Source organism: Streptomyces sp. NPDC103540 (genome assembly GCF_055584445.1).
Genome location: NZ_JBVJMA010000020.1, coordinates 1 through 25,037, shown reverse-complemented (window position 1 = coordinate 25,037; position 25,037 = coordinate 1). Strand labels below are relative to the sequence as shown.

Annotated in this window: 24 protein-coding genes; 13 read left to right on the top strand and 11 right to left on the bottom strand. The window is 72.8% G+C overall.

What is annotated here, in order from left to right:
• Positions 1-37: 37 nt before the first annotated feature.
• Positions 38-712, bottom strand: coding sequence for an NAD(P)H-binding protein (locus tag ACZ6ZI_RS34815; RefSeq protein ID WP_469527875.1), 675 nt, complete (start codon positions 710-712; stop codon positions 38-40).
• Positions 713-884: 172 nt separating this feature from the next.
• Between ACZ6ZI_RS34815 and ACZ6ZI_RS34810 the strand changes: the two genes are divergently transcribed.
• The gene (locus ACZ6ZI_RS34810) at positions 885-1,535 is read left to right on the top strand and encodes a uridine kinase family protein (protein WP_469527872.1); all 651 of its coding nucleotides are present in this window, start codon (positions 885-887) and stop codon (positions 1,533-1,535) included.
• A gap of 123 nt (positions 1,536-1,658) precedes the next feature.
• Here the strand turns inward: ACZ6ZI_RS34810 and ACZ6ZI_RS34805 are convergent, their stop codons facing one another.
• Positions 1,659-2,294 (bottom strand): histidine phosphatase family protein, encoded by a 636-nt coding sequence (locus ACZ6ZI_RS34805; RefSeq protein ID WP_469527869.1) that lies wholly within the window; start codon positions 2,292-2,294, stop codon positions 1,659-1,661.
• Positions 2,295-2,446: 152 nt separating this feature from the next.
• Between ACZ6ZI_RS34805 and ACZ6ZI_RS34800 the strand changes: the two genes are divergently transcribed.
• Positions 2,447-3,268, top strand: a complete 822-nt coding sequence (locus ACZ6ZI_RS34800; RefSeq protein WP_469527867.1) for a leucine-rich repeat domain-containing protein — start codon at positions 2,447-2,449, stop codon at positions 3,266-3,268.
• A 40-nt stretch (positions 3,269-3,308) separates the two neighbouring features.
• Here ACZ6ZI_RS34800 and ACZ6ZI_RS34795 read toward each other — a convergent pair whose 3' ends face one another.
• Entirely contained in the window at positions 3,309-3,887 is a 579-nt protein-coding gene (locus ACZ6ZI_RS34795; RefSeq protein WP_469527865.1) for a TetR/AcrR family transcriptional regulator, read from the bottom strand.
• Positions 3,884-4,237 carry a DUF1304 domain-containing protein gene (locus ACZ6ZI_RS34790; protein ID WP_469528067.1) on the bottom strand — a complete coding sequence of 118 codons (354 nt, stop codon included), beginning with the start codon at positions 4,235-4,237 and terminating at the stop codon, positions 3,884-3,886. Before ACZ6ZI_RS34790 ends, ACZ6ZI_RS34795 begins: the two co-directional genes overlap by 4 nt.
• Before the next feature lie 378 nt (positions 4,238-4,615).
• On the opposite strand from ACZ6ZI_RS34790, the gene ACZ6ZI_RS34785 reads away from it, so the two are divergent.
• The 3 genes from ACZ6ZI_RS34785 (at position 4,616) to ACZ6ZI_RS34775 (ending at position 9,084) form a co-directional block, all read left to right on the top strand.
• Positions 4,616-6,250 (top strand): MFS transporter, encoded by a 1,635-nt coding sequence (locus ACZ6ZI_RS34785; RefSeq protein ID WP_469527862.1) that lies wholly within the window; start codon positions 4,616-4,618, stop codon positions 6,248-6,250.
• 264 nt (positions 6,251-6,514) lie between these two features.
• Positions 6,515-8,029 (top strand): cytochrome ubiquinol oxidase subunit I, encoded by a 1,515-nt coding sequence (locus ACZ6ZI_RS34780; RefSeq protein ID WP_469527860.1) that lies wholly within the window; start codon positions 6,515-6,517, stop codon positions 8,027-8,029.
• Positions 8,026-9,084 carry a cytochrome d ubiquinol oxidase subunit II gene (locus ACZ6ZI_RS34775; RefSeq protein ID WP_469527859.1) on the top strand — a complete coding sequence of 353 codons (1,059 nt, stop codon included), beginning with the start codon at positions 8,026-8,028 and terminating at the stop codon, positions 9,082-9,084. Before ACZ6ZI_RS34780 ends, ACZ6ZI_RS34775 begins: the two co-directional genes overlap by 4 nt.
• Positions 9,085-9,146: 62 nt before the next feature.
• Here ACZ6ZI_RS34775 and ACZ6ZI_RS34770 read toward each other — a convergent pair whose 3' ends face one another.
• Both ACZ6ZI_RS34770 and ACZ6ZI_RS34765 read right to left on the bottom strand, forming a co-directional pair.
• Positions 9,147-9,779, bottom strand: coding sequence for a hypothetical protein (locus ACZ6ZI_RS34770; protein WP_469527858.1), 633 nt, complete (start codon positions 9,777-9,779; stop codon positions 9,147-9,149).
• 54 nt (positions 9,780-9,833) lie between these two features.
• Complete coding sequence (locus ACZ6ZI_RS34765; protein ID WP_469527856.1) at positions 9,834-10,412, bottom strand: TetR/AcrR family transcriptional regulator; 579 nt, start codon at positions 10,410-10,412, stop codon at positions 9,834-9,836.
• Positions 10,413-10,509: 97 nt separating this feature from the next.
• On the opposite strand from ACZ6ZI_RS34765, the gene ACZ6ZI_RS34760 reads away from it, so the two are divergent.
• Complete coding sequence (locus ACZ6ZI_RS34760) at positions 10,510-10,956, top strand: anthrone oxygenase family protein (protein WP_469527854.1); 447 nt, start codon at positions 10,510-10,512, stop codon at positions 10,954-10,956.
• Between the two features lie 41 nt (positions 10,957-10,997).
• Here the strand turns inward: ACZ6ZI_RS34760 and ACZ6ZI_RS34755 are convergent, their stop codons facing one another.
• Entirely contained in the window at positions 10,998-11,651 is a 654-nt protein-coding gene (locus ACZ6ZI_RS34755; RefSeq protein WP_469527851.1) for a response regulator, read from the bottom strand.
• Positions 11,648-12,871: a sensor histidine kinase gene (locus tag ACZ6ZI_RS34750; protein WP_469527850.1), complete on the bottom strand. Its 1,224-nt coding sequence runs from the start codon at positions 12,869-12,871 to the stop codon at positions 11,648-11,650. Before ACZ6ZI_RS34750 ends, ACZ6ZI_RS34755 begins: the two co-directional genes overlap by 4 nt.
• A gap of 249 nt (positions 12,872-13,120) precedes the next feature.
• Between ACZ6ZI_RS34750 and ACZ6ZI_RS34745 the strand changes: the two genes are divergently transcribed.
• The 4 genes from ACZ6ZI_RS34745 (at position 13,121) to ACZ6ZI_RS34730 (ending at position 17,478) form a co-directional block, all read left to right on the top strand.
• Positions 13,121-14,026, top strand: coding sequence for an SDR family NAD(P)-dependent oxidoreductase (locus ACZ6ZI_RS34745; protein WP_469527849.1), 906 nt, complete (start codon positions 13,121-13,123; stop codon positions 14,024-14,026).
• A gap of 68 nt (positions 14,027-14,094) precedes the next feature.
• Positions 14,095-15,210, top strand: a complete 1,116-nt coding sequence (locus tag ACZ6ZI_RS34740; RefSeq protein WP_469527848.1) for a hypothetical protein — start codon at positions 14,095-14,097, stop codon at positions 15,208-15,210.
• A gap of 151 nt (positions 15,211-15,361) precedes the next feature.
• The gene (locus ACZ6ZI_RS34735; protein ID WP_469527847.1) at positions 15,362-15,904 is read left to right on the top strand and encodes a PH domain-containing protein; all 543 of its coding nucleotides are present in this window, start codon (positions 15,362-15,364) and stop codon (positions 15,902-15,904) included.
• Entirely contained in the window at positions 15,901-17,478 is a 1,578-nt protein-coding gene (locus tag ACZ6ZI_RS34730) for a PH domain-containing protein (RefSeq protein WP_469527844.1), read from the top strand. Before ACZ6ZI_RS34735 ends, ACZ6ZI_RS34730 begins: the two co-directional genes overlap by 4 nt.
• Before the next feature lie 147 nt (positions 17,479-17,625).
• On the opposite strand, the gene ACZ6ZI_RS34725 is transcribed toward ACZ6ZI_RS34730, so the two are convergent.
• Positions 17,626-18,837 carry a pyridoxal phosphate-dependent aminotransferase gene (locus ACZ6ZI_RS34725; RefSeq protein WP_363057893.1) on the bottom strand — a complete coding sequence of 404 codons (1,212 nt, stop codon included), beginning with the start codon at positions 18,835-18,837 and terminating at the stop codon, positions 17,626-17,628.
• Positions 18,838-18,954: 117 nt separating this feature from the next.
• Here ACZ6ZI_RS34725 and ACZ6ZI_RS34720 point away from each other — a divergent pair, with 117 nt between their 5' ends.
• Positions 18,955-19,605, top strand: coding sequence for a winged helix-turn-helix transcriptional regulator (locus ACZ6ZI_RS34720; RefSeq protein ID WP_469527842.1), 651 nt, complete (start codon positions 18,955-18,957; stop codon positions 19,603-19,605).
• Positions 19,606-19,667: 62 nt separating this feature from the next.
• Here the strand turns inward: ACZ6ZI_RS34720 and ACZ6ZI_RS34715 are convergent, their stop codons facing one another.
• Together ACZ6ZI_RS34715 and ACZ6ZI_RS34710 are read right to left on the bottom strand one after the other, a co-directional pair.
• Complete coding sequence (locus ACZ6ZI_RS34715; RefSeq protein ID WP_469527838.1) at positions 19,668-19,823, bottom strand: hypothetical protein; 156 nt, start codon at positions 19,821-19,823, stop codon at positions 19,668-19,670.
• Positions 19,824-19,894: 71 nt separating this feature from the next.
• Positions 19,895-22,729 (bottom strand): tetratricopeptide repeat protein, encoded by a 2,835-nt coding sequence (locus ACZ6ZI_RS34710; protein ID WP_469527836.1) that lies wholly within the window; start codon positions 22,727-22,729, stop codon positions 19,895-19,897.
• A 127-nt stretch (positions 22,730-22,856) separates the two neighbouring features.
• Here ACZ6ZI_RS34710 and ACZ6ZI_RS34705 point away from each other — a divergent pair, with 127 nt between their 5' ends.
• Together ACZ6ZI_RS34705 and ACZ6ZI_RS34700 are read left to right on the top strand one after the other, a co-directional pair.
• A complete protein-coding gene (locus tag ACZ6ZI_RS34705; protein ID WP_469527834.1) occupies positions 22,857-23,057 on the top strand; it encodes a hypothetical protein in 201 nt (66 codons plus the stop codon).
• 195 nt (positions 23,058-23,252) lie between these two features.
• Positions 23,253-24,905, top strand: coding sequence for a carbohydrate binding domain-containing protein (locus tag ACZ6ZI_RS34700; RefSeq protein ID WP_469527833.1), 1,653 nt, complete (start codon positions 23,253-23,255; stop codon positions 24,903-24,905).
• The last annotated feature ends 132 nt before the right edge of the window (positions 24,906-25,037 follow it).

Genomic DNA, 25,037 nt, shown 5'->3' with positions numbered 1-25,037 from the left:
GACACCGCACACCCGGCCCCGAAGGCGTCCGTCCAGGTCAGCGGAAGTCCGCGGCGTGGTCCACCGCCCACTCCCGGAAGGACCGGGCCGCGGTGCCCGTGATGCGCTCGACCTCGTCGCTCACGGGCTCCGGATCGTCGAGCATCGACGCCTGGGCCGGCAGTACGGCCTCCACCAGCTCCGCCGGATAGCCCGCCGCCCTCATCTCCTCGACGGCCTCCTCCAGCGTGAGCTCCTCGAAGCGCAGCGGTCGCCCGATCGCCTCGCCGATCAGGGCCACCTGACGTTCCTGGGTGACGCGTTCGGGACCGGTGAGCACGGGGCGGGCACCGAGCAGGGCGTCGGTCGTCAGCGCACGCACCGCGACCGCGGCGATGTCCGCCTCGTGGATCAGCGGGCGGGCCAGCCCCGCCAGCGGCGCCCGTACGGCACCGGAGGCGCGGACGCCGTCCGCCCAGCCCAGCGTGTTGCTCGCGAACCCGGTGGGCCGCAGCGCCGTCCACTCCAGGCCCGACGCCTCGATCAGCCGCTCCAACTCCGTGTGGAACAGGGTGATCGCCTCGCCGGGCGCCTCCGTCTCCTTGCCCTTCCCGACCCCGGCGGACGACAGGTAGACCACCCGCCGGGCCGTCGCCGTTCGATGACACGACCTTCGTACGTCAACCAAACTTGAGGTCAAGCGTCGACGGTCGAGGCCGTCCGGCCCGGTCACCCCGCGGTGGCGGTGCGCACCGTGCGCAGGCTCATGGCCGACATCATGGCCCGCCTGGGAGCCCGCAGCAGATTTCGGGCGGGCATGAAGGCTGACCCTCCACCGCTACCTTCGATCATGGATCCGCCGCGATCCCGCGGCATTGTGCACCGCATGACGAGGAGCGAGATTCATGCCCGAAATCCCCTGTGACATCGAGGCGTTGGCCAAGACCATCGAGACCGGAGCCGCCGAGCGCGACCGACCGGTGCTCGTGGGCATCGACGGCCCGGGCGGTACGGGGAAGAGCACACTGGCCGCTCTCCTCGCCGTACACCTGCCGGATCCGGTGATCGTGCACATCGACGACTTCTACCTTCCCTCCGCCGATCGCCCCGCCCGCTCCGACGCAGACGCCGTCGCCGCCAACTTCGACCTCGCCCGCCTCGACCGCCAGGTCCTGCGACCCGCCATCGCCGGCCTGCCGACGCGCTACCAACGCTACGACTGGGACAACGACCGCCTCGGGGACTGGACCGAACTGGCGCCCCTCACCCCTCTGATCGTGGAGGGTGTCCATGCGCTCCACGCCGATCTCCGCCACGCCTACACGCACACCATCCACTGCCAGGCTCCCCGCGACGTGCGTCTGAACCGGGGGCTGGAACGCGACGGAGAGGAGGCTCGCACGACCTGGGAAGACGAGTGGATGCCCGCGGAGGACGCCTACCTCGCGGCCCACCTGCCCCACCGGCACTCCGACACCCTCCTCGACAGCCACACCCTGTCGCCCGCCCCGGACGGGACTCCTCGCTACACGCTCGTCACCCCCACCCGGCCGTGATCCGCCTCGCGGCCGCCCCCTCGCCGCCGAGGCGAGGCCGGGGCGGCCGCACGACCGTGCCCCACCCGTGCCCTCACCCGTGACCACCCCGGTACGGCCCCCACCCCACGTCCGGAGTCGAGGTCAGGCGTCGGGGGAGAGGTGGCGGGTGTCGCCGAGGGTGACGACCTGGCGGTTGTGGAAGAAGTCGTCCTCGCGGAGCGTGGTGATGCTGCCGGAGGGTGCCCGGAAGGAGGCGTAGCCGGCCGACTCGATCGGCATCCTGATCCAGGACGCCACGACACAGGTCAGGGTGCCGCCGTGCGTGACGATGATCTGGTGCTCGCAGGGGCTGCGCAGGATCTCGTCCATGGCCGCGTAGACGCGTCGCGCCCACACCTCCTTGGTCTCGGCGCCCCGCACGCCCTCGTCGTGGTCCATGCGCTCCCCGACGGCCGGGGGCGGGACGAAGCGCCGGTCGAGCCACTCCTGCGGCATCCCTTCCGCTTCGCCGTAGGACTTCTCCCGCAGCCTGCGGTCCAGGACCGGCTCGACGCCGAACACCTCGGCCACCCGATCCGCCGTCTCCCGGGTGCGCCGCAGGTCCGAGGAGTACAGCTCAAGCTCGGTGCCGTCCGGGATCCGGGCCCGCAGTGCCCGCGCGATGGAGGCCGCCGCACGTACGCCGACGGACGTCAGGCGTGATTCGTGCCAGCCGCCGACGATCCCCTCGACGTGATGCGTCGCCTCGGGATGGGTGACGACGTGAAGCGTGCGCATCGGGGGTGTGTACCTTCCGCGTGTGGGTGGCGTCCCGGCCTGGTGGCCGATCGCAACCATGGAACGGGCGTTTCGAACCGGCAAGCGATTTTCGCCCTGTGCGGGCTCGATATCGTCTGATGTCCCGTCTCTGCCACGTCTAGTGTGTACCGATGGGTAACGAATCGAATCCGCAGGTGTTCTCGAACCGTTGGGCCGATGCCGTCGGGCCCGGCGGCGGGGAGTCGTCGCGGGATCGCTGCGGGTGCATCGAGCACGGCTCCGGGGCGCAGGGGCCGACCCGCTTCCATCCGGAACGTCAGGACACCACCGCGCCCGGATGGATCCGCCTCCTGGAGCTGGTCGAGGAGGCGGCGGCCGACGGGCGGGAGGTCTTCAAGCCGCTGGTGGAACTCACGGCGCGGGAGCGGCGGCAGGTCGTCACGCTCCCGGCGACCATCGCGAAGCTGACCTCGGTGCGACACCTCGTGCTGTACGGGAGCAACCTGGTGCGCGTCCCGCCGGAGATCGGCGCGATGAAGAGCCTGGAGGAGTTCACCCCGTACACCTCCTACCGCCTGCACTGGTTCCCGTACGAGCTCACCCGGTGCCTCGACCTGAGCCGCAGCACGGTCAGCACCCGTGCCCTCTACGGCAACCCCAAGCGGCGGCCCCCGTTCCCGTCGCTGTCGGGCGAGACGGAGGCCGGCCTCCGAGGGGTCGACCCCGAAGACCTCGACCCCGAGGTGTGGGGTGCCACGGCGATCCGCACGTGCAGCGTCTGCGACCGGCCCCTCCAGGGGGCGGACCTCCACCGGGTCTGGATCTCCCTCAGGACGTCGGGCGCCGACGTGCTGCCCCTGCTGGTCAACGCCTGCTCGACGGCGTGCGTCGAGGCGCTGCCCACGCCGGCCGACGGCTACGCCCGTACGCCGCACACCGGCGGGCCGCACACCGGCGGCCGACCGAACACCGGCCGGCTCTCCGCCGGCTGAGGCCTCGCCGGCGCCCGGCCGGCGCCCGGCCGGTTCCTCGTCACACCGCCCGGTGCAGCCCCATCAGCAGCAGCCACAGCTGTTCGGCGAGTGCGTCTGGGTCCATCGGGACGGTGCCGTGCAGCCAGTCCGCGAGGACCCCGGTGAAGGCGGCGGCCACCGCCGAGGCGACGAGTTCGGGGTGCGGGGCGCCGGCGGCCTCGCGTTCGGCGCGGGCGCGCTCCCGGAGCTCGTGGTGGAGGCGTTCGCCCAGGGGCCCGAGGCCGCCGGGCAGCAGCAGTACGCCGTACAGCGGTGCCCGCGCCGCCGCCTGCGCCAGGAATCCGGCCAGCGCGGCGGGAGGTTGCCTCGGCGGTCGCGCGGCCGGGCCGGTCTGCCAGGCGTGCAGGGCGTCGACCGCCGCGCGCACCACGTCCGCGCAGGCGTCCACCGCGAGCGCGGTGAGGTCCTCGTAGTGCAGGTAGAAGGTGGCGCGGCCGACCCCCGCCCGCCGTACCACCGCCGAGACGCTGACCTCCGCGAGCGCGGTCGTGGCGCACTCGGCGAGCAGGCTCTCGCGCAGCCGCTGCCGGGTCCGCGCCGTGCGGGGGTCCGGGGCCCGCTCCCGGCCCGGGCTCACGAAGCCGCCAGTGCCGAGGCGAGGGCGAGCGCCGCCGGCAGGGCCTGGACGAACAGGATGCGGCGGTTGGCGGTCGCGGCCCCGTACACCCCGGCGATGATCACGCAGGCCAGGAAGAAGATCTGGGTGGCGAGCGAGTCGATCACCAGCGCCCAGACCAGCCCGGCGGCCAGGAAGCCGTTGTAGAGGCCCTGGTTGGCCGCGAGCGTCGCGGTGACGCGGGCGGTCTCCGCGTCGAACCCCGACAGGCGTCGTCCCGGCGGCCGCTGCCACAGGAACATCTCCAGCACCAGGAAGTACGCGTGCAGCGCGGCCACGAGGCCGATGAGTATCTGCGCCGTCGTGTGCATGGCCGCCTCCGGGGGTCCAGCTCTCATCCGTATATTTCCTGGACAACTGTACAGGATCTCGAAGAGCGGGCCCGCGCGGGCCCGACCCGGAGCCGAGCGCGCGAACAGCCGAACGCTACGTCGACGGCCTGGGGCGCGGCGCCTCCACGGGCCGCTTCTGCGGCGGAGGCGTCTTCGGAGGGAAACTCGGCGGAACCTTCGGACCCTTGGCGTGCGCGACCTCGCTCATGCCTCGCACGCTACGCCGCCCGCCCCCGCCGCGCAGGGGCATCGAGTACGCGCCGGTGACGGTGGGTCGACCATCCCAAAGGGTGCGAAGTGGGGCACGGTGGACCAGGCAAGGCTCCCGCCAGGCCCACATCCCGCCCCGGAGGTTCCATGGCGACCAGCGGCACGCCCCGCACCGACGTCCCGAGCGAGGCCCCGGCCCGGCCGTCGCTCGTCCTGGCGTCCCTGATCACCGTCGCCGCGGTGGCCAACCTGAACCTGTCCGTGGCCAACGTGGCGCTGCCCGCGATCGGGAAGGCGTTCGACTCCTCCCAGACCTCCCTGAACCTGGTCGCCGTCGGCTACTCCCTCGGCCTGGCCGCGTCCGTGCTCTACCTGGGCGCGATCGGCGACCGCCACGGGCGCAAGCTGCTGCTGCTCCTCGGCATCGCCCTGTCCGTCCCCGCCTGCCTGCTCGCCGCGTACGCGCCGAGCGACGGCGTCCTCGTGATGGCCCGGGTCCTCGGCGGCCTCTCCGCCGGCATGGCGTACCCGACCACCCTGGCGCTGATCACCGCCCTGTGGGCCGGGCCGGGACGGACGAAGGCGATCGCGCTGTGGGCGGCCCTGGGCGGCGGCATCTCCATGCTCGGCCCGGTGATCGCGGGCGCCCTGCTGGAACGCTTCTACTGGGGCTCGGTGTTCCTCGTCACCCTGCCCCTCGCCCTCGTAGCGCTGGTCATGGCCCTCATGTTCGTGCCCGCGCACGCCAACGAGTCGGTCGAACCGGTGGACAACCTCGGCGGCGTCCTGTCCGTCCTCCTGATCGCGGGACTGGTGCTGGCCATCAACTTCGCCGCCGTCCCCGGTCAGGGGCGCCTGGTCATCGGCCTCGCCGTGATCGCCGCGCTGGCCGGGGTGGCGTTCTTCCGGCGCCAGCGCCGCGCCGCCAACCCGTTGTACGACCTCCACATCGCCGGTCGGCGCACGTTCTGGGTCGCGGCCTGCGCGGGGATCATCGTCTACGGAGCCCTGATGGGGTCGGCGTTCATCAGCCAGCAGTACCTCCAGAACGTGCTGGAGTACAACCCCGTCGAAGCCGGCGCCGCCATCCTCCCCCTCGTCGTGCTGATGGTGCTCGTGGCACCGCGCTCCGCGAAGCTGGTCGAGACCCGCGGCGCCCGCGCGACCCTGTTGATCGGCTACACGTTCCTCTTCCTCGCCTTCGCCTGGATGCTGCTGTTCTGGGATGAGGACAGCCGCTACTGGCAGATCGGCCTCGCCTACGTCCTCATCGGCACCGGCGCCGGCTTCGCCGGGACCCCCGCCTCCCACTCGCTCACCGGATCGGTGCCCGTACGCCGCGCCGGCATGGCCTCGGGCACCGCCGACCTGCAACGGGACCTGGGCGGGGCCATCATGCAGTCCGTCATGGGCGTCCTCCTCACCGCCGGCTACGCCTCGGCCTTCAGCGCGGCGATCGCCGCCTCCCCCGAGAGCCGGAAGGTGTCGGAGCAGGTCCAGAGCGAGCTGACGAAGTCGTTCGCCTCCGCCGACGAGGTCGCCGGGCAGCACCCCCAGTACGCCGACCAGATCGTCGCGGCGGCACGCCAGTCGTTCCTCCACGGCGACGACTGGGCGTACGCCGTCGCCCTGGCCGCCATCGGCCTGGGGGCGCTGCTGATCCTCTTCAGGTACCCGCACCGCGACGCCGAACGGGAACTCCTGCTGCGTTACCACGCCGAGGACGCCGCCCCCGCCCCCGCCTCCTCCCCGGCGGGGAGGCCGAAGGGACCGGGGGCCTGAGGGCGGAGGCGTCGTCCGGCCGCGTCCGCCCCCCCCGGCCGACGTTGAGCCGTTCGGTTCGCCGGAGCACTCCATCGGGTCAGTGGCGGTCGCGCCACCCGGCCGTGACGAGGCGGCGGTGCTGTCGTGAACGACACCACCGTCGGCCGAGGCCCCAGAGCTCCCGCCGTCCGCCGAGAAACCCGTCCGCCGAGAAACCCGTCCGCCGAGAAGCCCGTCCGCCACGAAAGCCGTCCGCCACGAACCGCCGAGGCTCACCAGCACATGAACAGCGCGATCGCGATCCTGGCGGACACCCCTCCGCAACTGCTGCCCGCCCGCCAGCTCATGGCCTTCACCCTGGCCTCCCACATCCTGCTCGTCCCCTTCGGCGTGGCCCTGCCCGCCATCACCCTCCTGATGCACTACCGCGGGCTGCGCAAGGGCGACGCGGTCGCCCTCCTGCTCGCCCGCCGCTGGTCGGCGGTCATGGCCGTGCAGTTCGCCATCGGCATCGTCACCGGGACCGTGCTCTCCTTCGAGTTCGGTCTGCTGTGGCCGGGCCTGATGGGCCGGTGGGGCGACGTCTTCGGCATCGGCTTCGGGGTCGAGGCGTGGGCGTTCTTCCTGGAGGCGATCCTCATCGCCATCTACCTCTACGGCTGGCGACGCCTGGCGCCGTGGACGCACTTCTGGCTGGCCCTGCCCCTGCCGCTGACGGCCCTGCTGGGGGCGTTCGGCATCATCGCCGCGAACTCCTGGATGAACACCCCGCGCGGCTTCTCGCTCGACGCGGCCGGCAACCCCGTGGACATCGACATCCGCAGGGCCATCTTCACGCCGATGTTCGGCCCCGAGTACTGGCACTTCGTGGCGGGCGTCGTCCTCACCGCGGGCTACGTCGTCGCCGGGGTGTACGCCGTCGGCTGGCTGCGCGGCCGGCGCGACCACTACCACCGGCTCGGCTTCACCGTCCCCTTCACCGTCGCCGCGATCCTCACCCCCGTGCAGTTCGTGCTCGGGGACTCCATCGCCCGCTCGGTCTTCCACGAGCAGCCGGTGAAGTTCGCCGCCACCGAGATGGTCTGGAAGACCGGAACCCACGTACCCGAGATCATGTTCGGACGCCTGCACGCCGACGGAACGGTCACCGGCGGCATCAGGATCCCCCAACTGGACTCGATCCTCGCCGGCTTCAGCCCGAACACCGAGGTCAGGGGGCTGTCGTCGGTCCCCGCGAGCGACCGTCCGACGGCGACGCAGGCCACGATCGCCCACTGGGCGTTCGACATCATGGTGACGATCGGGAGCCTGCTCGTCCTGCTCGCCCTCTGGTACGGCTGGTGCTGGCTGCGCCGCCGCGACCTGCCGCGTTCACCGTGGTTCTTCCGGTGCGCCGCCGTCGCCGGGGCGGCCTGCCTGCTGACGGTGGAATGCGGCTGGATCACCACCGAGGTGGCGCGCCAACCCTGGATCGTCTACGAGAACATGCGGGTCTCCGAAGCCGTCACGGACACCGCGGCCGCCCCGCTCTGGACGATGCTCGCCGTCGTCATCGTCGTCTACGTCCTGATCTTCGGCACCTTCCTGGGCGTCCTGCTCAAGATGCGCACCCGCTGGCGGATCGCCGACGAGCGACAGGGCGCGGCCGAGACCGCCGGCACCCCGGAAACCGACGCCCCCTACGGCCCCCGGCGGGCGATCGCCGTCGCGGATCGGGCACCGGATCGGGCACGGGACGGCGTAGCGGATCGGGCACCGGATCACGGTTCCGCGCGCGGCGACGGAGGAGAGCGATGATCCAGGACGTCGTGGCCTGGGTGCTGCTGGCCGCCGTGGCCGCCTACGCGTGCGCGGGCGGCACCGACTACGGCGCCGGGTTCTGGGACCTCTTCGCCGGCGGGACGGCACGCGGCAAACGGCCCCGGTGGCTCATCGACCACGCCATGGAGCCCGTCTGGGAGACGAACAACGTCTGGCTCATCTTCGTCCTCGTGTTCATGTGGACCGGCTTCCCGATCCTCTTCCAGACGGTCTTCACCGCCATGTGGCTGCCCCTGGCGCTCGCGGCCGTGGGGCTCGTCCTGCGCGGCGCGGGCTTCGCCCTCCGCAAACCCATGACCGACCTCGTGCGGCGCAGGATCTACGGCACCACCTTCGCCGCGTCCTCCCTCCTCGTGCCCTTCTTCCTCGGGGCCGTGGTCGGCGGACTGGCCACCGGCCGGGTCGCCCCCGGCGCCGAGGCCTCCGCGGACGCGTGGTCGAACGGGACCTCCGTACTCGTCGGACTGCTCACCGTCGCCGCGACCGCCTTCCTGGGCGCGGTGTTCCTGACCGCCGACGCCCGCCGCTTCGACGCCCCCGACCTCGTCCACTACTTCCGGCTGCGGGCCTGGTGCAGCCTCGGGGCCATCGCCGTCCTGACCGTCATCGGCCTCGTCGTCACGCGCGACGACGCGCGCCACGTCCACGACGGCCTCACCGGCGGCGTCGGCCTTGCCTTCGTCCTGGCGGCCGCCGCCTGCGCGGTGGCCACCGCCGTCCTGCTGTACCGCATGGCGACGGGCTGGGCGAGGGTCACCGCCGTCGGCAGCGTCGCCCTGGTCGTGGTCGCCTGGGGCCTGGCCCAGCGCCCCTACCTCATCCCCACCTCGCTCACCGTGGACCAGGCGGCCGGCGCGCCGACGACGCTGCGCTGGCTGCTCCTGGTCACGGTCATCGCGATCGTGCTCGTCGGCCCGCCGCTGGTCCTGCTCTACCGCCTGGACACCAGCGGCGCCCTGCAACCCCTCGCCGCCGACGACCTGCGCCGGACGGCCGTGAACCGCGACCCGGGCTCACCCCCCGTCGCCTGAACCCCCGTGGCCCGAACCCCCCCGTGGCCTGAACCCCCCCCGTGGCCTGAGCCCCCGTCGCCTCAACCCGCCGCGTCGAGTCCGGTGTAGATCGTGGCGGTGCGCCACAGGGGGGCGTTCACGGCCGCGGCCTCGCCGCGGTAGAGGGAGACGAGGGTGTCGGCGCGGCGCCACCAGGTGTCGGTGAGGCCGGCGACCTCGGGGACGGGCTCGAATCCGTCGAGGTCGAGCGTGTCGACCTCCTCACCCGTCAGCCTGGTGGTGGCGCGCGCCCACCTGCGGGCGTGGTGGGCCAGGGCCAGCGATTCGACCCATCCCTCGACGCCGGCGTGCAGCGGCGCCCAGGCGGTGCCCTGGAGGCCGAACTCCCCGCCGGGCCCGATCATGAACGAGTAGGGCAGCGAGGTGCGTTGGTCACCGGCCCAGAACCGCCAGTCCGGGTGGGGGCCGTACGGTCGGTCCGCGCCCAGTGAGTGCGGGCCTCCGTCGTAGGAGGGGGAGGGCGGCAGAACGAGTCCGCCCCAGGTCGCCTGGTAGGCGACCACGCGGTCGATCTGCGCGTCCGGGACACCGTCTCGCGCCCATTGAGCCCGGTACGGCTCCAGGTCGACGCACTCGGTCCAGTGACCGTGCACACGGACGAAGGACGCGGCCCTCTCCGTGAGGCCTTCGGGTGTTGCCTTGGTGATGGGCACGTGCGCTCTCTCCTTCGGAGGGGCTCGGGGGTTGTGGTCCCGTCATCCGGTGCGTCAGGTCACGGCGAGCCGGTCCACCAGCAGCCCCACCCGCGTCTCTGCGTCCCGCGCCGGCAGCCTTCCCGCGCGGGTGAGGGTGGCCAGCCCGTGCAGGGCCGCCCAGAATACCTCGGTGAACAGCCCCGGGTGGACGCCGTCCCCGGCGACCCCGTCGAGGGTCTCCAGCAGGGCCGCGAACGCGTCCTTCAGCGGCGCCGGGGTGTCCTCCTCCGCGAAGGCCAGGCCTCCGTCGAGCTCGAACATGGCGTCGTAGACCGCCGGGTTGCGGGTGGCGAAGTCGAGGTAGGCGCGGGCGAGATCGGCGACCCGGCCGCGGGGGTCGTCCGAGGCGGAGGTCGCGGCCCGCAGGGCTGCGGCCAGCTCGGCGGCACCCTCCAGGGCGACGGCGCCGATGATCTCGCGCTTGCCGCGGAAATGGCTGTAGAGGACGGGCTGGCTGTATTCGATCCGCTCGGCGAGCCGGCGGGTGGTGACCGCGTCCCAGCCCTGCCGCTCGGCGAGTTCACGGGCCGTGGCCACGATGAGGCGCTCGCGCTCCGCCCGTTCGCGCTGCTTGCGTTCCTGTACCGACATGATTCGATCCTAGCACTGCTAGACAATCGGGCGTCGATAGGTCTAGCGTTGCATCAGGAGCTAGCGCCGCTAGATTCCAGCAACGGGAGGGCCCGCCATGCACAACGCACTTGAGGTGTTCACCATCGTGGTCGTCGGCGTCATGGTGGGGGTGGAGTTCTCCGTCGCCTTCGTCATCAACCGGATCCTCGACGCGCTGCCCGAGGACAGCGGCCAACTCGGCCGCGCCCACGGCGGCCGGATGCTCGGCGCCGTGATGCCGGTCTGGTACATCGGCTCGCTCGTCCTCGTCGCGATATGGGCCGTCACCGGCTGGAGCGACCCCGGCACCGGCCTCGTCGTCACCGCGGGCGCCCTCCTGGTCCTCAGCGTCGTCATGTCGCTGCTCCTGCTCGTCCCGATCAACAACCGGGGCAAGACGTGGACCCCGGAGAACCGGCCCGCCGACTGGAAGCAGCAGATGAAGCGCTGGGACCGCTACCACCACGTCCGCGTCGCCGTCATCGTCGGCGCCTTCGCCCTGCTGGCCGCCGCACTCGTCTGAACGGGCGGGCGGCGGGCCGGCCGGCCCGCCACACCGTCGGGTCAGTCCGCCGTGACGCCCGTGAGGACGGCGAGGACGGCCAGCCGGATGCGGTTGTCCCGACCCGTCTTCGCCATCAGGTTGGCCACGTGCGTCTTCACCGTGGTGACCCCCAGATGCAGCCGGTCGGCGATCTCCTTGTTGGACAGGCCCACGCCCAGGAGCCCGAGGACCTCCCGCTCGCGCGGCGTGATCCCCGCGACCACGGGCTCCCCGGAGACCTCCGGTGAGGAACGCGAACGCAGGGCCTGGGCGACGAGCCGGTCGAGGACGTCCCGGCTGAACGGGGTCCCGCCGCCGGCGGCCCGACGTACGGCCTCCAGGAGCTCGGCCGGCGGGGTGTCCTTGACGAGGAACCCGCAGGCACCCGCCGCGAGGGCCGGATACAGGTGGTCGTCGTCGTCGAACGTGGTGAGCGCGACGACCCGGGAGGCCGGCCGCGCGGCCAGGATGCGGCGCGTGGCCGTGATGCCGTCCGTGCCCGGCATCCTCAGGTCCATGAGGACGACGTCCGGAGCGAGACGTTCGGCCAGCCGAACCGCCTCCGCCCCGTTGTCCGCCTCGCCCCCGATCTCGATGTCCGGAGCCTGCTCGAAGAGCATGCGCAAACCCATGCGCACGAGATGCTGGTCGTCGACGACGAGGACGCGGATCACGGGCGGGGCTCCATGTCGATCGCGGGTACGGGAAGTTCGGCTCGCAGTCGCCAGCCCTCGGCGGCGGGGCCCGCGTCCAGTCGGCCGCCGAGCAGGTCCACCCGTTCGCGCATGCCGATCAAACCGTGTCCGGCCGGACCGCCCGTTCGCGTCGGGTTCCCACCGGCCCGGCCGGCCCCGTCGTCCTGGATCGTCACGTGCACGGCGTCATCGGCCACCCGCACCGTCAGCTCGGCGTGCGCGCCCGGCCCCCCGTGCCGCGCCGCGTTGGCCAGACCCTCCTGCGCCAGACGCAGCACGGCCAGCCCGTGCACCGCGTCCAGCCCCGCGACCCGCGGATCCACGGACGGGGTCACGCTCAGACCGGCCTGACGGACGCGCGTGACCACCGACTCCAACGCCGCCGGCAGCGCCCCGGGCGTGACCAGGGAGTCGTCGCTGCGCGGTCCCGTCCGGTCGGGGTCCCTCAGCACGGTGACCAGGCGCCGCAGATCGGCCAACGCGGCGCCGGCGCTGGAGTGCAGGTCGTCCAGGACTTCGGTGATCCGGGGATCGGGGGTGCCGGTGCCGGTGCCGGTGCCGGTCGCGGCGAGGACGTGCCGGGCGACACCGACGCGCAACACCATGGAGGAGACGTGGTGCGCGACGAGGTCGTGCAACTCCCGCGCGATGGCCGTGCGTTCCGCCGTACGGGCGGCCAGGAGCCGTTGCCCGGCCCGCAGCTCCTGCTGCCGCGCGTACGCGCGCGCCTGCGACGCCGCGTCACGGGTGACCCGTACGTAGGAGCCCAGGAGCAGCGGCGCGCCGGCGAGCATGGCCATCTTGTAGAGCACGGGCAGGAGACCGCCGGGCAGCTCGTCGAAGCGGTGCACGGCGACGGTGAGGGCCAGTGCCGTCGCCCCGGTGGTGAGGAGGCGTCCGGAACGCTGCACCGCCAGCTCGAAGAGGGTGACGGCGGCCAACACCTTCAACGACGAGGCGGTGCCCGCGCCCAGCGCGTGCGCGGCCACGAGCAGCGCCGACTGGGCCAGGAGCGAGGCGAACACCCAACTCCCCGCGACGAGGCACAGTGCGAGACCGCCCGCCGCGACGCCCCAGTCGAGCGCCCCGGACGGATGCCGCAACAGCAGGAAGTAGCCGACGAGTACGCCCGCGAGCGCCAGGATCCGTAAGCCGGCGAAACTCTTGTCGAACGCGAGCTCGATCCACGGTCGGTTCATGGCCCCCACGATAGGCGGGCGTCCGTGCGCCAGGGGTCCTGCCGTGGGAGGAGGACGGCTCCTCCCACCGGCCGTGTGGTCGGACCGGTGGAGGGAACCGGCGGCCCGGGTCGGGCGCCGAGGATGATCGTCATGAACACCGAGGCGAACACGAACACGAACACGAGTGCCGGCGCGAGCAGGGGCGCGAGCAGGGGCACGAGCACGGGTACGGATACGGATACGGACAGGACGGCGGGATCCGCCGCCGTGGGACGGCGCTCCCTCCTCGGCGGTGCGGCCGCCCTCGGCCTCGGGAGCGTGGCCTTCGCCGGCACCGCCCGGGCGGCCGAGGCCCCGTCGGAGTCCCGCCGACAGGGCGGCCGCTTCCAGGGCAAGTCCGTACTGGTCACGGGCGGCACGTCCGGCATCGGCCGGGCGACCGCCAAGGCGTTCGCCCGCGAAGGGGCCCACGTCGGATTCTGCGGCCGACGCGCCGAGTTGGGGCGCCAGGTGGAACGGGAGATCCGGGACGCGGGCGGCGAAGCCGTCTACCTCCAGGCCGACGTACGCGTGGAGGCCCAGGTGCGCGCCTTCGTGGACCGGGTCGCGAGCCGCTACGGCGGCATCGACGTGGCCTTCAACAACGCCGGGATCGGCGCCGGAAAGCTCCCCCACGAGATGAGCGTCGAGGAATGGGACGACGTCCAGGCCACCAACGCCCGGGGGGTGTTCCTCTCGATCAAGTACGAGATCCCGCACATGCTCGGGGAACGCCGCAGCGTCATCATCTGCACCTCGTCGTCGGCGGCCGAACAGGCCCGGCCGAACAGCGCCGCGTACACCGCGAGCAAGCGCGCGGTGCAGGGCCTGGTGAAGTCCGCGGCGCTCGCCTACGGTCCCCAGGGGATCCGGATCAACGCCCTGCTGCCCGGCACCACCGACACCCCCTTCGTCCGCCCGCCCGGCATCCCGGACGCGGACTGGACGCGGTACAAGCAGGCGTGGGGACCGCTCAACGTCGACGGCCTCGAACGGATGGCCGACGCCGAGGAGATCGCGCGCGCCGTGCTCGGGCTCGCCTCGGACGACTTCCCCTACATGACGGGCACGTCCGTCACGGTGGACGGCGGAAGCACCGCGGGCCGCAAGATGATCCAGCCGAGCCTCACCTGAGGCACGACGCCGCCCCCGAGCCCGGGCCCCGCCCCCGAGGGCGGTGACGCCATGAGGACAATGAGGACGTGACGATGGAGTTTCCCGCCGTGATGCCGGCGACGGTGTTCGAGGCGGAACGGGTGGGCGATCTGGTCGGCGGGTCCGCCGGGGCCGAGCGGTTCGCGGTGGGCGGCGCCGACGTGGTCCTGGGCCCCTCCGGGACACTGATCATCGCGGAAGCGGCGGACGTCCCGGGCCGGAGCGGCGTGTGGAACGCGGAGGAGTTCCGCCTGTTCGGCCCGGCGCCCGCGTCGGTGACCGATCGCCTGATGGAACCGCCCCTCCACATCGCCGTCCGCACGGGCGCGGAGGTGCTGTACCTGGGCACCGCGTTCATGAGCCAGTGCGCCATGTCAGACGGGGTGCTGACCGACTGCGAACTGCTCCTCGACACCCCCCTGAGCAGGGACCTCCTGGACCGGGTACGCCCGCCCGGCCCGCCGGTGGAGCTTCCCGGCCTGGGCTGGCTGGGCGAGGTGAACGGCGACCGCGCGGCGGCACTGGAGGAGTTCGTCACCGCCTGGTACCCCGCCGGCACCGCACACGACAACGGCGCCGAGTCTCCGTCCCCTCACCCCACGCCCCCTCTGCCACCTGCCCTGAGGCACCTCCACCGGCTCGCGCGGCAATGGCCGGCGGCCCTCGGCGCCCAGAACAGGATCCTGCCCGGCTCGGACCCGCGCACCGACCCCCTCGGGGAGATGATCGTCTTCGGCGTCGAGAACCAGGGCGGCTTCTTCTGGTCCCTCCTGTGGACCCTCGACGACGCCGACCCCGAGGCGGATCCGACCGTCTGGTTCCGCCGCCACGACGAGCCGCCGATCCCGGAACGGGAACCGCTCAGCGGGTTCCTGCTCCAGTTCGCGCTCTACGAGGCCTCCATGGGCGCCGACCACCTGGCCCTGGCCCGCGGACTGACCCGGACCGAGGTCGAGCACCTGACCCGGAACCTGCGCCCGGTGCCCCTGCGCCCCTTCCAGCCCGACTCCGCCACCCGCTTCCACGTGGCCCCCGGCCTGGTCCTGCACGTCGACACCGCCCTGCACGGCGACCGCTACGACGCCTGGGCCGGCGCCACCCACCGCAGCGCCCTGACCCCCCTGGCCGACCTCCCGGTCGCCTGGACGCGCTTCGACGGCTAGCGAACGGGTCCAAGGGCCTCGACCTCTTGCCCCCGGTAGGCTGTCGATGTTTCGGTGCCTCCAACTGGGCGCCCCTCGCAGTCCTGTTGGCGGTCCGGCGCCCGCTTCCCGAACCGCATCGAGCGACCACCCGACCTCCTCGGAGCTGAAGATGGCCGACCCCGCCACCGACACGCAGCCCTCGTCGACCGACGGACCCACCGACGGCCGGCTCGTGCTGAGACCGCCGAGTCGTCGGGTGGAGCGTCGTGCCATCGGCTGGTGGGCGGCGCAGGCCGTCGCCGTCGTGCTTCCGCCGGTCCTCGTGCTGGTGCTGCTCGCCGTGCTGATCACACCGGCCCGTCCGTGGCTGCTGCTGTCCGCCGCCGTGATCGGGGTGCCGGGCCTGCTGACGATCCTGGTGATGCCCTACTGGCGCTACCGGGTGCACCGGTGGGAACACACCGACGACGCGGTGTTCACCCGCGCGGGGTGGGTGCGGCAGGAGTGGCGGATCGTTCCGCTGGCCCGCGTCCAGACCGTCGACACCGTACGCGGCCCGCTCCAGCAGATGTTCGGGCTGGCGACGGTCACCGTCACCACCGCCTCGGCGGCCGGCCCCGCCAGGATCGACGGCCTGGACCACGCGTTGGCCCGCGACCTGGTCGAGGAGCTGACCAGGATCACTCAGGCCACGCCGGGGGACGCGACGTGAGCACCGACGGGATCGACGCGGAAACGCCGGGGGCCGACCGGGCGCCCGGGGGCGGCGACGTCGCCTGGCGGCGGCTCGACCCCCGCGTCATCGCCGCCGTCGGCATCTGGTGCCTGCTGGTGGTCCTCGCGGCGGCCGCGGTCATGTGGTGGCGCGACGCCCCCTGGTGGCTGCACGTCTGCGTACCCGTGCCCGTGCTGGGGGTGCTCGGCTACGAGGTGCTGCGCTGGACCAAGACGTTCTACCGGCTGACGCCGGAGCGCGTCGAGCTGAGGACGGGCGTGGCCGTGCGCAGCCACCGCTCGATCCCGCGACAGAGGGTGCGCAGCGTCGACGTGACGGCGGAGCCGATCCACCGGATCCTGGGGATAGCGACCGTCAAGGTCGGTACGGGCCACCGGACCGGCTCCTCGACGAGCGCCGCCCTCACCCTGGACGCGCTGACGGTCGAGGACTCCGAGTCGCTGCGCGAGGAACTGCTGCGCCGCCCCGGCCACCCGGACGCGGAGGGGGCCCGGAGGGAGGCGCAGCCGCAGGCCGCGATCGACTGGCGCTGGCTGCGGTACGCGCCGCTGTCGGTGTCCGTGCCGCTGCTGGGCCTCGCGTTCGTCGGCGCCGTGTACGAGTGGTCGGACATCCTCGGAGCCGACCCCGACACCGTCGTGATCCCGAAGCTGATCACGTGGCTGGGTACCACGGAGCACCTGTGGCCCGTCGTGGCGGCGGCGGTCGTCGCGGTGGCACTGGCCGGAACCGTGGGCTCGCTCGGCCTGTTCGTCGAGATGTGGTGGGGCTTCCGTCTGACGCGCGAGCCCCACGGGACGCTGCGCACCGTGCGGGGCCTGTTCGTCACGCGGTCGGTCACGCTGGAGGAGGCGAGGCTGCGCGGCGTGGAGATCGCGGAGCCGCTGTCGCTGCGCTGGGGCGGCGGCGCCCTCACGTACGCGGTCGCCACCGGCTCGGGAACGGCCGAGGAGGAGATCGGCGTCGGCAACAGCAGTGCGCTCCTGCCTCCGGCCCCGCTGGCCGAGGCGCACCGGGTGGCGGCGGCCGTGCTGCGCGAGGAACGGGATCCGACCGAGGCGGTCCGCCTGGTGCCCCACACGCGGCACGCGCTGCACCGCCGGCTGCGCCTGGTGTTCCTCGCGGGCACCGCGCTCGGCGGAGCACTGGTGACGCTCGGCGCGCTGCTGACGCCGGTACTGGTCCACATCGGCTGGGTGACGGCGCTGGTCGTGTACGCGGGGGGCTGCTGCTTCGCCGTGGACGCCTACCGCAGCCTCGGGCACGGCATCACGGGACGCCACCTGGTGACCCGGCACGGCTCGCTCAAGCGCCGCACCATCGCGCTGCGCCGCGACGGGGTGATCGGCTGGCGGATCGGCCAGTGGGCGTGGCACCGGCGGTCGGGACTGTGCCGGGTCACGGCGACGACGGCGGGCGGACGCGGCGCCTACCACGTGAAGGACGTACTGCTGCCCGAGGGACTGCGCTTCGCCGACGAGGCGGTGCCCCGTCTGCTGTCACCGTTCCTGGTCGGACGCGGCGGGGTGTCGGAGGACGGCCCGGGGTGAGGGGACCGGCCAGGTGCGAGGGTGCCCGCCGAGGCCCGGGCCTCCGGGCGGCGGGGGTACGAGGAGAGCGCCGCTCCCTGCCGGGAGCGGCGCTCTCGTCCGTGTCCGGGCGGTTCTCCCCGGTCCCGGTCCCGGTCCCGGTTCCGGTTACTGGCGGTACCCGCTCAGGAAGCGGCCGATCCGGCTGATCGCCGCGTCCAGGTCGTCGGCGTACGGCAGGGTCAGGATCCGGAAGTGGTCGGGGCGGGGCCAGTTGAAGCCCGTGCCCTGGACGACCTGGATCTTCTCCCGCAGCAGCAGGTCGAGCACGAACCGCTCGTCGTCGTGGATCGGGTGCACCTTGGGGTCGATGCGCGGGAACGCGTACAGCGCGCCCTTCGGCTTCACGCAGGACACGCCGGGGATCTCGTTCAGCTTCTCCCAGGCGCGGTCGCGCTGTTCGAGGAGTCGGCCGCCCGGGGCGGTCAGCTCCTTGATGGACTGGCGTCCGCCGAGCGCGGCCTGGATGGCGTACTGGGCCGGGGCGTTGGCGCACAACCGCATGGAGGCGAGCATCGTCAACCCCTCCAGGTAGCTGCGCGCGTGCTGCCGGGGGCCGCTCACCACCAGCCAGCCGGACCGGAACCCCGCCACCCGGTACGTCTTCGAGAGCCCGCAGAAGGTGAGGACGACCAGGTCGGGAGCGAGGACGGCGGCGCTGTGGTGGACCTCGTCGTCGTACAGGATCTGGTCGTAGATCTCGTCGGCGAAGACCATCAGACCGTGGCGCCGGGCGAGTTCGAGGATGCCCTCCAGGACCTCCCGGGGGTAGACGGCGCCCGTCGGGTTGTTCGGGTTGATGATGACCACGGCCTTGGTGCGGTCGGTGATCTTGGACGCCATGTCGTCGAGGTCCGGGTACCAGTCGGCGGACTCGTCGCAGACGTAGTGCACGGCCTTCCCGCCCGCGAGGGTGGTCACGGCGGTCCAGAGCGGGAAGTCGGGGGCCGGGATGAGGACCTCGTCCCCGTCCTCCAGCAGTGCCTGGACGGCCATGGAGACCAGCTCGGAGACGCCGTTGCCGAGGAAGACGTCGTCCACCGTCACATCGGTCAGGCCGATGGCCTGGTAGCGCTGGACGACGGCCCGCCGGGCGGAGAGCACGCCGCGCGCGTCGGTGTACCCGTGGGCCTTGGGGAGCATCCGGATCATGTCCTGGATGATCTCCTCCGGCGCCTCGAAGCCGAAGGCGGCCGGGTTTCCGGTGTTGAGGCGCAGCACGCTGTGGCCCGCCTCCTCCAGCGCGTTGGCGTGCTCGATCACCGGGCCCCGGATCTCGTAGCAGACCTCGCTGAGCTTGCTCGACTGCCGGAACTCCATGCCGTGCCCTCCCTGTTCCCGCTGCTGCCGCCACTGTTCCCGTACTCCGGGGACGTGTTGCTTGGTTTTACCAAGTGAGAGCTTGGAAAGTCCAACTTACTGTCTAGACTGCGCTGCATGTCACCTCGTCAGCCACGCCGTCGAAGCTACGACCAGTACTGCGCCTCGGCCCGCGCCCTGGACGCGGTAGGGGACCGCTGGACCCTGCTCGTCGTCCGGGAGCTGCTGGCCGGCCCCCGGCGGTACACCGACCTCCACGCCGACCTGCCCGGCGTCTCCACGGACGTACTGGCCGGCCGGCTCAAGGACATGGAGGCGCAGGGCCTCGCGACCCGCCGCAAGCTGCCGCCGCCGGCGGCCGCGACCGTGTACGAGCTGACCGCGCGCGGCGCCGCACTGCTGCCCGTGCTCACGGCCCTCGCCGAATGGGGCGCCCCCGACCTCGCCGAACGCCGCCCCACCGACGCGCTGCGCGCCCACTGGTACGCCCTCCCCCTGCTGCGCCGCTTCCCGGCGACCGGGAGCCCGGGCGTGGTCGACGTGGTCCTCGACGAGGGGGTGTTCCACCTCCGCCTCGGCCCGACCCCGGGGGACGGGCCCGTTTACGGGGACGGCCCCGCCGACGCGGCGGACGCCCGCCTCGTCCTCGACGCCGACACCTGCCGGGAGCTCGGCGAGGGCGCGCTCGACGTGGCACAGGCCGTCAGGACGGGCCGCCTGGAGGTCCACGGCGAGGGCCCGGTGGCCGCGGCACTGCGCGGGAACTGACCCCGGGCGGAACGGGCAGGTGCCTCACCGGCTCCCGATCTGGCTCCCGATCTGGGTCCGGCTCAGAGTCCGTCGGTCTGGGGCTCGCGTAGCCAGGGGCTGAGCCACCAGGGTTCCCCGACGGTGGTCCCGGTGGGTTCGCCCGAGATCCACAGGACCTGGCCGTCGTCGAAGGTGACGTCGAGCGACTCGTCCGCGTGCCGCACGGCCGTCGCCACGTACCGGTTGTTGACGCGGGCCAGCTCCGACAGAACCGCGGCGGCGGATCCGCATGCCGTCCGTACGGGCGCTACCGCCCCGGCTCGTTCCCCAGGAGGCCGGCTTCGCGGTGGCGTCCGAGGTGGTGGTAGACGGCGGCGAGGGTGGTGCGGGCGCTGTGGGTGTGCGGGTGGTCGGGCCCCAGGAGGCGCTCGCGGTCGGTGAGGAGGGCTTCGTGGAGGGGGAGTGCTTCGTGGTGACGCCCGAGGTTGCTGTAGGCCACGGCGAGGTTGGCGCGGGCGAGGAGGCTGTGCGGGTGGTCGGGCCCCAGGGCGCGTTCGCAGTCGGTGCGGACGGCTTCCAGGAGGGGGAGTGCTTCGTGGTGCCGTTCGAGCTGGTGGTAGGCGGAGGCGAGGTTCGAGCGGGCGAGGAGGGTGATCGGGTGGTCGGCCCCCAGGGAGCGCTCGCGGTCGGTGAGGACGGCTTCGTGGAGCGGAAGTGCCTCGTGGTGGCGCCCCAGGTCGCTGTAGGCGACGGCGAGGTTGGCGCGGGCGCTGACGGTGTGCGTGTCGTCGGGGCCGAGGAGGCGTTCGCAGTCGGCGAGGACGGCCTCCTGGAGGGCGAGGGCCTCGTGGTGGCGTCCGAGGTGGTGGTAGGTGACGGCGAGGTTGGTGCGGGCGCTGATGGTCTGGGGGTGCTCGGGCCCCAGGAGGCGTTCGCGGTCGGCGCGTACGGCTTCCAGCAGGGAGACCGCGTCGTGGTGGCGTCCGAGCTCGAAGTAGGTGGCGGCGAGGTTGGAGCGGGCGTGGAAGGTGGTGGGGTGGTCGGGTCCGAGGAGGCGTTCCGCATCGGTGCGAACGGACTGTTCGAGGGCGAGGGCGTCGTGGGGGCGCCCGAGGCCGCGGTACGTGTCGGCGAGGTTCGCGCGCGCGTAGAGCGTGGTGGTGTCGTCGGGGCCGAGCAGGCGCTCGCAGTCGACGAGGACGGCCTCCTGGAGGGGCAGCGCTTCGCGGTGGCGCCCCAGCCGCTGGTAGGTGACGGCCAGGTTGGAGCGGGCGAGGAGGGTCTCGGAGTGGTCGGCCCCGAAGAGGCGTTCGCAGTCGGTGCGGACGGCCTCCTGGATGGCGAGGGCGTCGTGGTGGCGTCCGAGTTCGTTGCAGCCGGCGGCGAGGTTGGCGCGGGCGCTGATGGCGCCGGGATGGTCCGGGCCGAGTGCGCGCGCGGCCGTTTCCGCGACCGACGTCCAGTAGGCGTGCGCGTCCCGGTGGAGGCCGCCGGCCCGGAGGCTGTGTCCGTTGAGGAAGATCACCCGGTGGATGGCGCCGCCCTGCCAGAGGTGCCTCTCGGCGTGCCGGAGCAACGTGGTCGCGTTGCCCCGCAGGGTTTGTGCGAGCTCCCGCGGGAGATCGGTCGGCGGCCAGATCGCTACCAGGGCGTCGGCGGCGGTGACGGCGAGACCGGCGTGCCGGTCGGCGGGGGTGGCCTCCCGCACGGCACGGCCGGTGAGCGCGTGCATCCGGATCTGACGGTGCGGGGTGTGCGGGTCGGTGCTGATCAGCGCGTACCGGCGGAGAACCCGCAGCCCACGCACCACCTCGTCCGCAGTGGTCGCCGGCCCGTCGCCCCGTCCCCGGGCCTCGGTGAGGAACGCGGTGACGGACGGGGTGGTCCAGAGGGCTTCCGGTTGGCCGTCCGGGTCGAGCAGCGCCACCAGCCGGACGAGGGGCGCGATGACGCCCTCGGGTCCGGCCTGTTCGGCCGCCTCCAGGGAGAGGAGCAGGGCGGCGGCCACCTGCCGCTGATAGCCCTCGGTGTCCGCCCACTCCGGCAGTACGTCGTTCAGCCGCAGGGCCCGGTCGGCCAGGCGGGTCAGGTACGCGGCGCAGTGGAGTTCCTCGGCGAGGAGGTACGCGGCCGCGTGGCCGAGCGCGAGCGGGAGGTGGCCGAGCGCGCGGGCGACCTCGGCCTCCCGGCCGTCCAGAAGGTGGCCGCCACCGTCGCCGGCGACCCGTTCCCGGAGGTAGTCGACGGCTTCCTGCGGGGTGTAGACGTCGACGTCGATCCGGGTACGGCCGCCGCCGGTCAGGCGCGGGTCGTGCAGGCGCGTCGTGGCCAGCGTCCAGCCGATGCCGGGCCGGGCCGGCGGCCACCACGGGCCGACGACGCCCGGGTCGCCGACGTCGTCCAGTACGACGAGCCAGGACCGGTCGGTGGTGGCCAGCCACTCCAGGAACGCGCGCGCGTCCTGCTCGGGATCCTCCCCGCTCGCGCCGGGCGCACCGACCCGTGAAGCGGCCTGCGCGTAGACGGCGATGATCTGAGCGCTCACGCCGGCCGGGACCCACAACACCAACCCCGTCGCCTCGGCCACCGCCTGGTGGGCGTACTGGGCGGCGAGCTGGGACTTCCCGACCCCGCCCATCCCCGACAGCACCCCCGCCGACGCCCGCCGGGCCTGCGTCAACACCACCGAGCCCCCGGCGCGCGCGGCATCGACGCGTGCCCGCAGCCCCTCGCGGGGCTGGAACGCCGACGCCTCCAGCGGCGGCGCCCCGACCAGCAGACCCCGCTGCCCCGTCGCCGCCCTGCCCGAAGAGCCCGGAATGGCGGACTCCGCCCCACCCCGCGCACCCGGCCCGCGACCCTGAACCGCCTCCGCTTCGGCTTCGGCCTGCCGCCGCAGCTTCAGCAGGCTGTTTCCGTCGAGGCGCAACGCCCGCGCCATCGCGGCCACGGTCCGCGCACTCGGGACGGACGGCTTGTGCAGGGCGTTGCTCACGCTCGTACGCCCCACACCGGCCCTGCGCGCCAGCAAGGTCACCGTCTCGTCACTCGAAGCCAGTGCGTCGGTGAGCTGAGCCTGCAACCGGGACAAGGCCTCATTGGCCTCGTTTTCAGGGTGCCGTTCCTGATCCACGGTGCTCATGGTTCCCCCCCGGGCGGTGTGCACGCCGTTGTTCGGCAACGTTCAACTTTGCCCGGCTGAACCCCGTCGCACACCCGATTCGGGAGAGTCGGTCCATCAACCGACGCTTCCTTGCGAGGAGTTCGACATGTCCGCTCTGGCCGTGGTGCTGTTCGCGATCTGCCTGGTCCTGATCGGCGGCCTCGCCGTCGCCGCGGTGGCCGGGAAGCTCGCCCGCCTCGACGGCGCCACCTACCCGGCCGCCTGCCTGCGCGCCGCCACCGCCTTCGCGGCGTTCCTGACCCTGGCCGCCGCCGTCACCGCGGCCCTGGCCGCGGTCCTGACCTGATCCGGCCCGATCCGGCCTGACGGCAGCCTCCGTTCCCGTCGGCTCTCCATTGGTCCATACCTATTGACCGACCCCTGCGGCCCCCATACGATCCGGACCGGCACAGCCCCACCTGTCCCCACCTCACCCGGAGCCGGGCGTCGCACCCCCACGTGTAGGTCATGTACATGACGTCCAGCGGGAAGGGAGCACTCCATGTTCCGTCGGCGTTCGCACGTTCCGCGCCACAGCGGCGATCTCCACCCCGGTCCCCCTCCGACCCGCGCCCGACGCGGAGCGTCCGCCTTGGTGCGTTCGCTGGCCGGAGTGGGCGTCGCCGCCCTCCTCGGCGCCGGCCTGGCCGTCTCCGGGACCGGCTCGGCCGGGGCGGTCACCGCAGAGCTGTTGACCAACTCCGGTTTCGAGGACGGGCTTTCCGGCTGGACCTGCTCCGGCGGTTCGGGCGTCGCCGTATCCGCCCCGGTCCGCTCCGGTTCCGCCGCGCTCAAGGCGACCCCCACCGGATCCGACACCGCCCGGTGCACCCAGACCGTGAGCGTGAAGCCCAACTCCTCGTACACGCTCAGCGCGTACGTCCAGGGCAGCTACGTATACCTGGGCGCCACCGGTACCGGCGTCGGCGGCGCGGGATCCACCTGGACCCCGAACAGCCCCTCGTACGGACTGCTCAGCGTCGGCTTCACCACCGGCCCGAGCACCACGTCGGTCACCGTCCACCTGCACGGCTGGTACGGACAGCCCGCCTTCCACGCGGACGACGTGTCCCTCTCCGGCCCCGGCGGCAGCACCCCGACGCCGACGCCGACGCCGACCCCCACTCCGACGCCGACCCCCACGCCCACGCCCACCCCGACCCCCACCCCCACGGTCACGCCCACCACCCCGCCCACCGACACCTGCCCCACGAAGCCCAAGCCGTCCGGCAAGGTCCTCCAGGGCTACTGGGAGAACTGGGACGGAGCAGCGAACGGCGTCCACCCCGGCATGGGCTGGATCCCCATCACGGACAGCCGGATCTCCGCGCACGGCCACAACGTGATCAACGCCGCCTTCCCCGTGATCCTCTCCGACGGCACCGTCCTGTGGGAGGACGGCATGGACGCCGGCGTCAAGGTCGCCACCCCCGCCGAGATGTGTCGGGCCAAGGCGGCCGGAGCGACGATCCTGATGTCCATCGGAGGCGCCACCGCCGGCATCGACCTCAGCTCCAGCGCCGTCGCGGACCGCTTCGTCGCGACCGTCGTCCCGATCCTCAAGAAGTACAACTTCGACGGCATCGACATCGACATCGAGACGGGCCTCACCGGCAGCGGCAACATCAACACCCTCTCCGCCTCCCAGTCCAACCTGATCCGCATCATCGACGGAGTCCTCGCCCGGATGCCCGCCGGCTTCGGCCTCACGATGGCCCCCGAGACCGCGTACGTCACCGGAGGCAGCGTCACCTACGGTTCGATCTGGGGCTCCTACCTGCCGATCATCAAGAAGTACGCCGACGACGGCCGGCTGTGGTGGCTCAACATGCAGTACTACAACGGCAGCATGTACGGCTGCTCCGGCGACTCCTACCAGGCCGGCACGGTCCAGGGCTTCACCGCGCAGAGCACCTGCCTGAACAACGGCCTCACCATCCAGGGCACCACCATCAAGGTCCCCTACGACAAGCAGGTCCCCGGCCTCCCCGCCCAGCCCGGGGCCGGCGGCGGCCACATGTCCCCGAGCCTGGTCGGTCAGGCGTGGAACGCCTTCGGCGGCGCGCTCAAGGGCCTCATGACCTGGTCGATCAACTGGGACGGCTCGAAGGGCTGGACCTTCGGCGACAACGTCAAGTCCCTCCAGGGACGCTGACCCGCCCCGCACCACCACCCGGGGCCGGCGCCCCCCCCCCGGGGCGGGGGGCCCCGCCCCCCCCCCCCCCCCGCCCCCCCCCCCCCCCCAAACCCGGGCCCCCGCACGGCGCCCCCGAACCCCCCCGCCCCC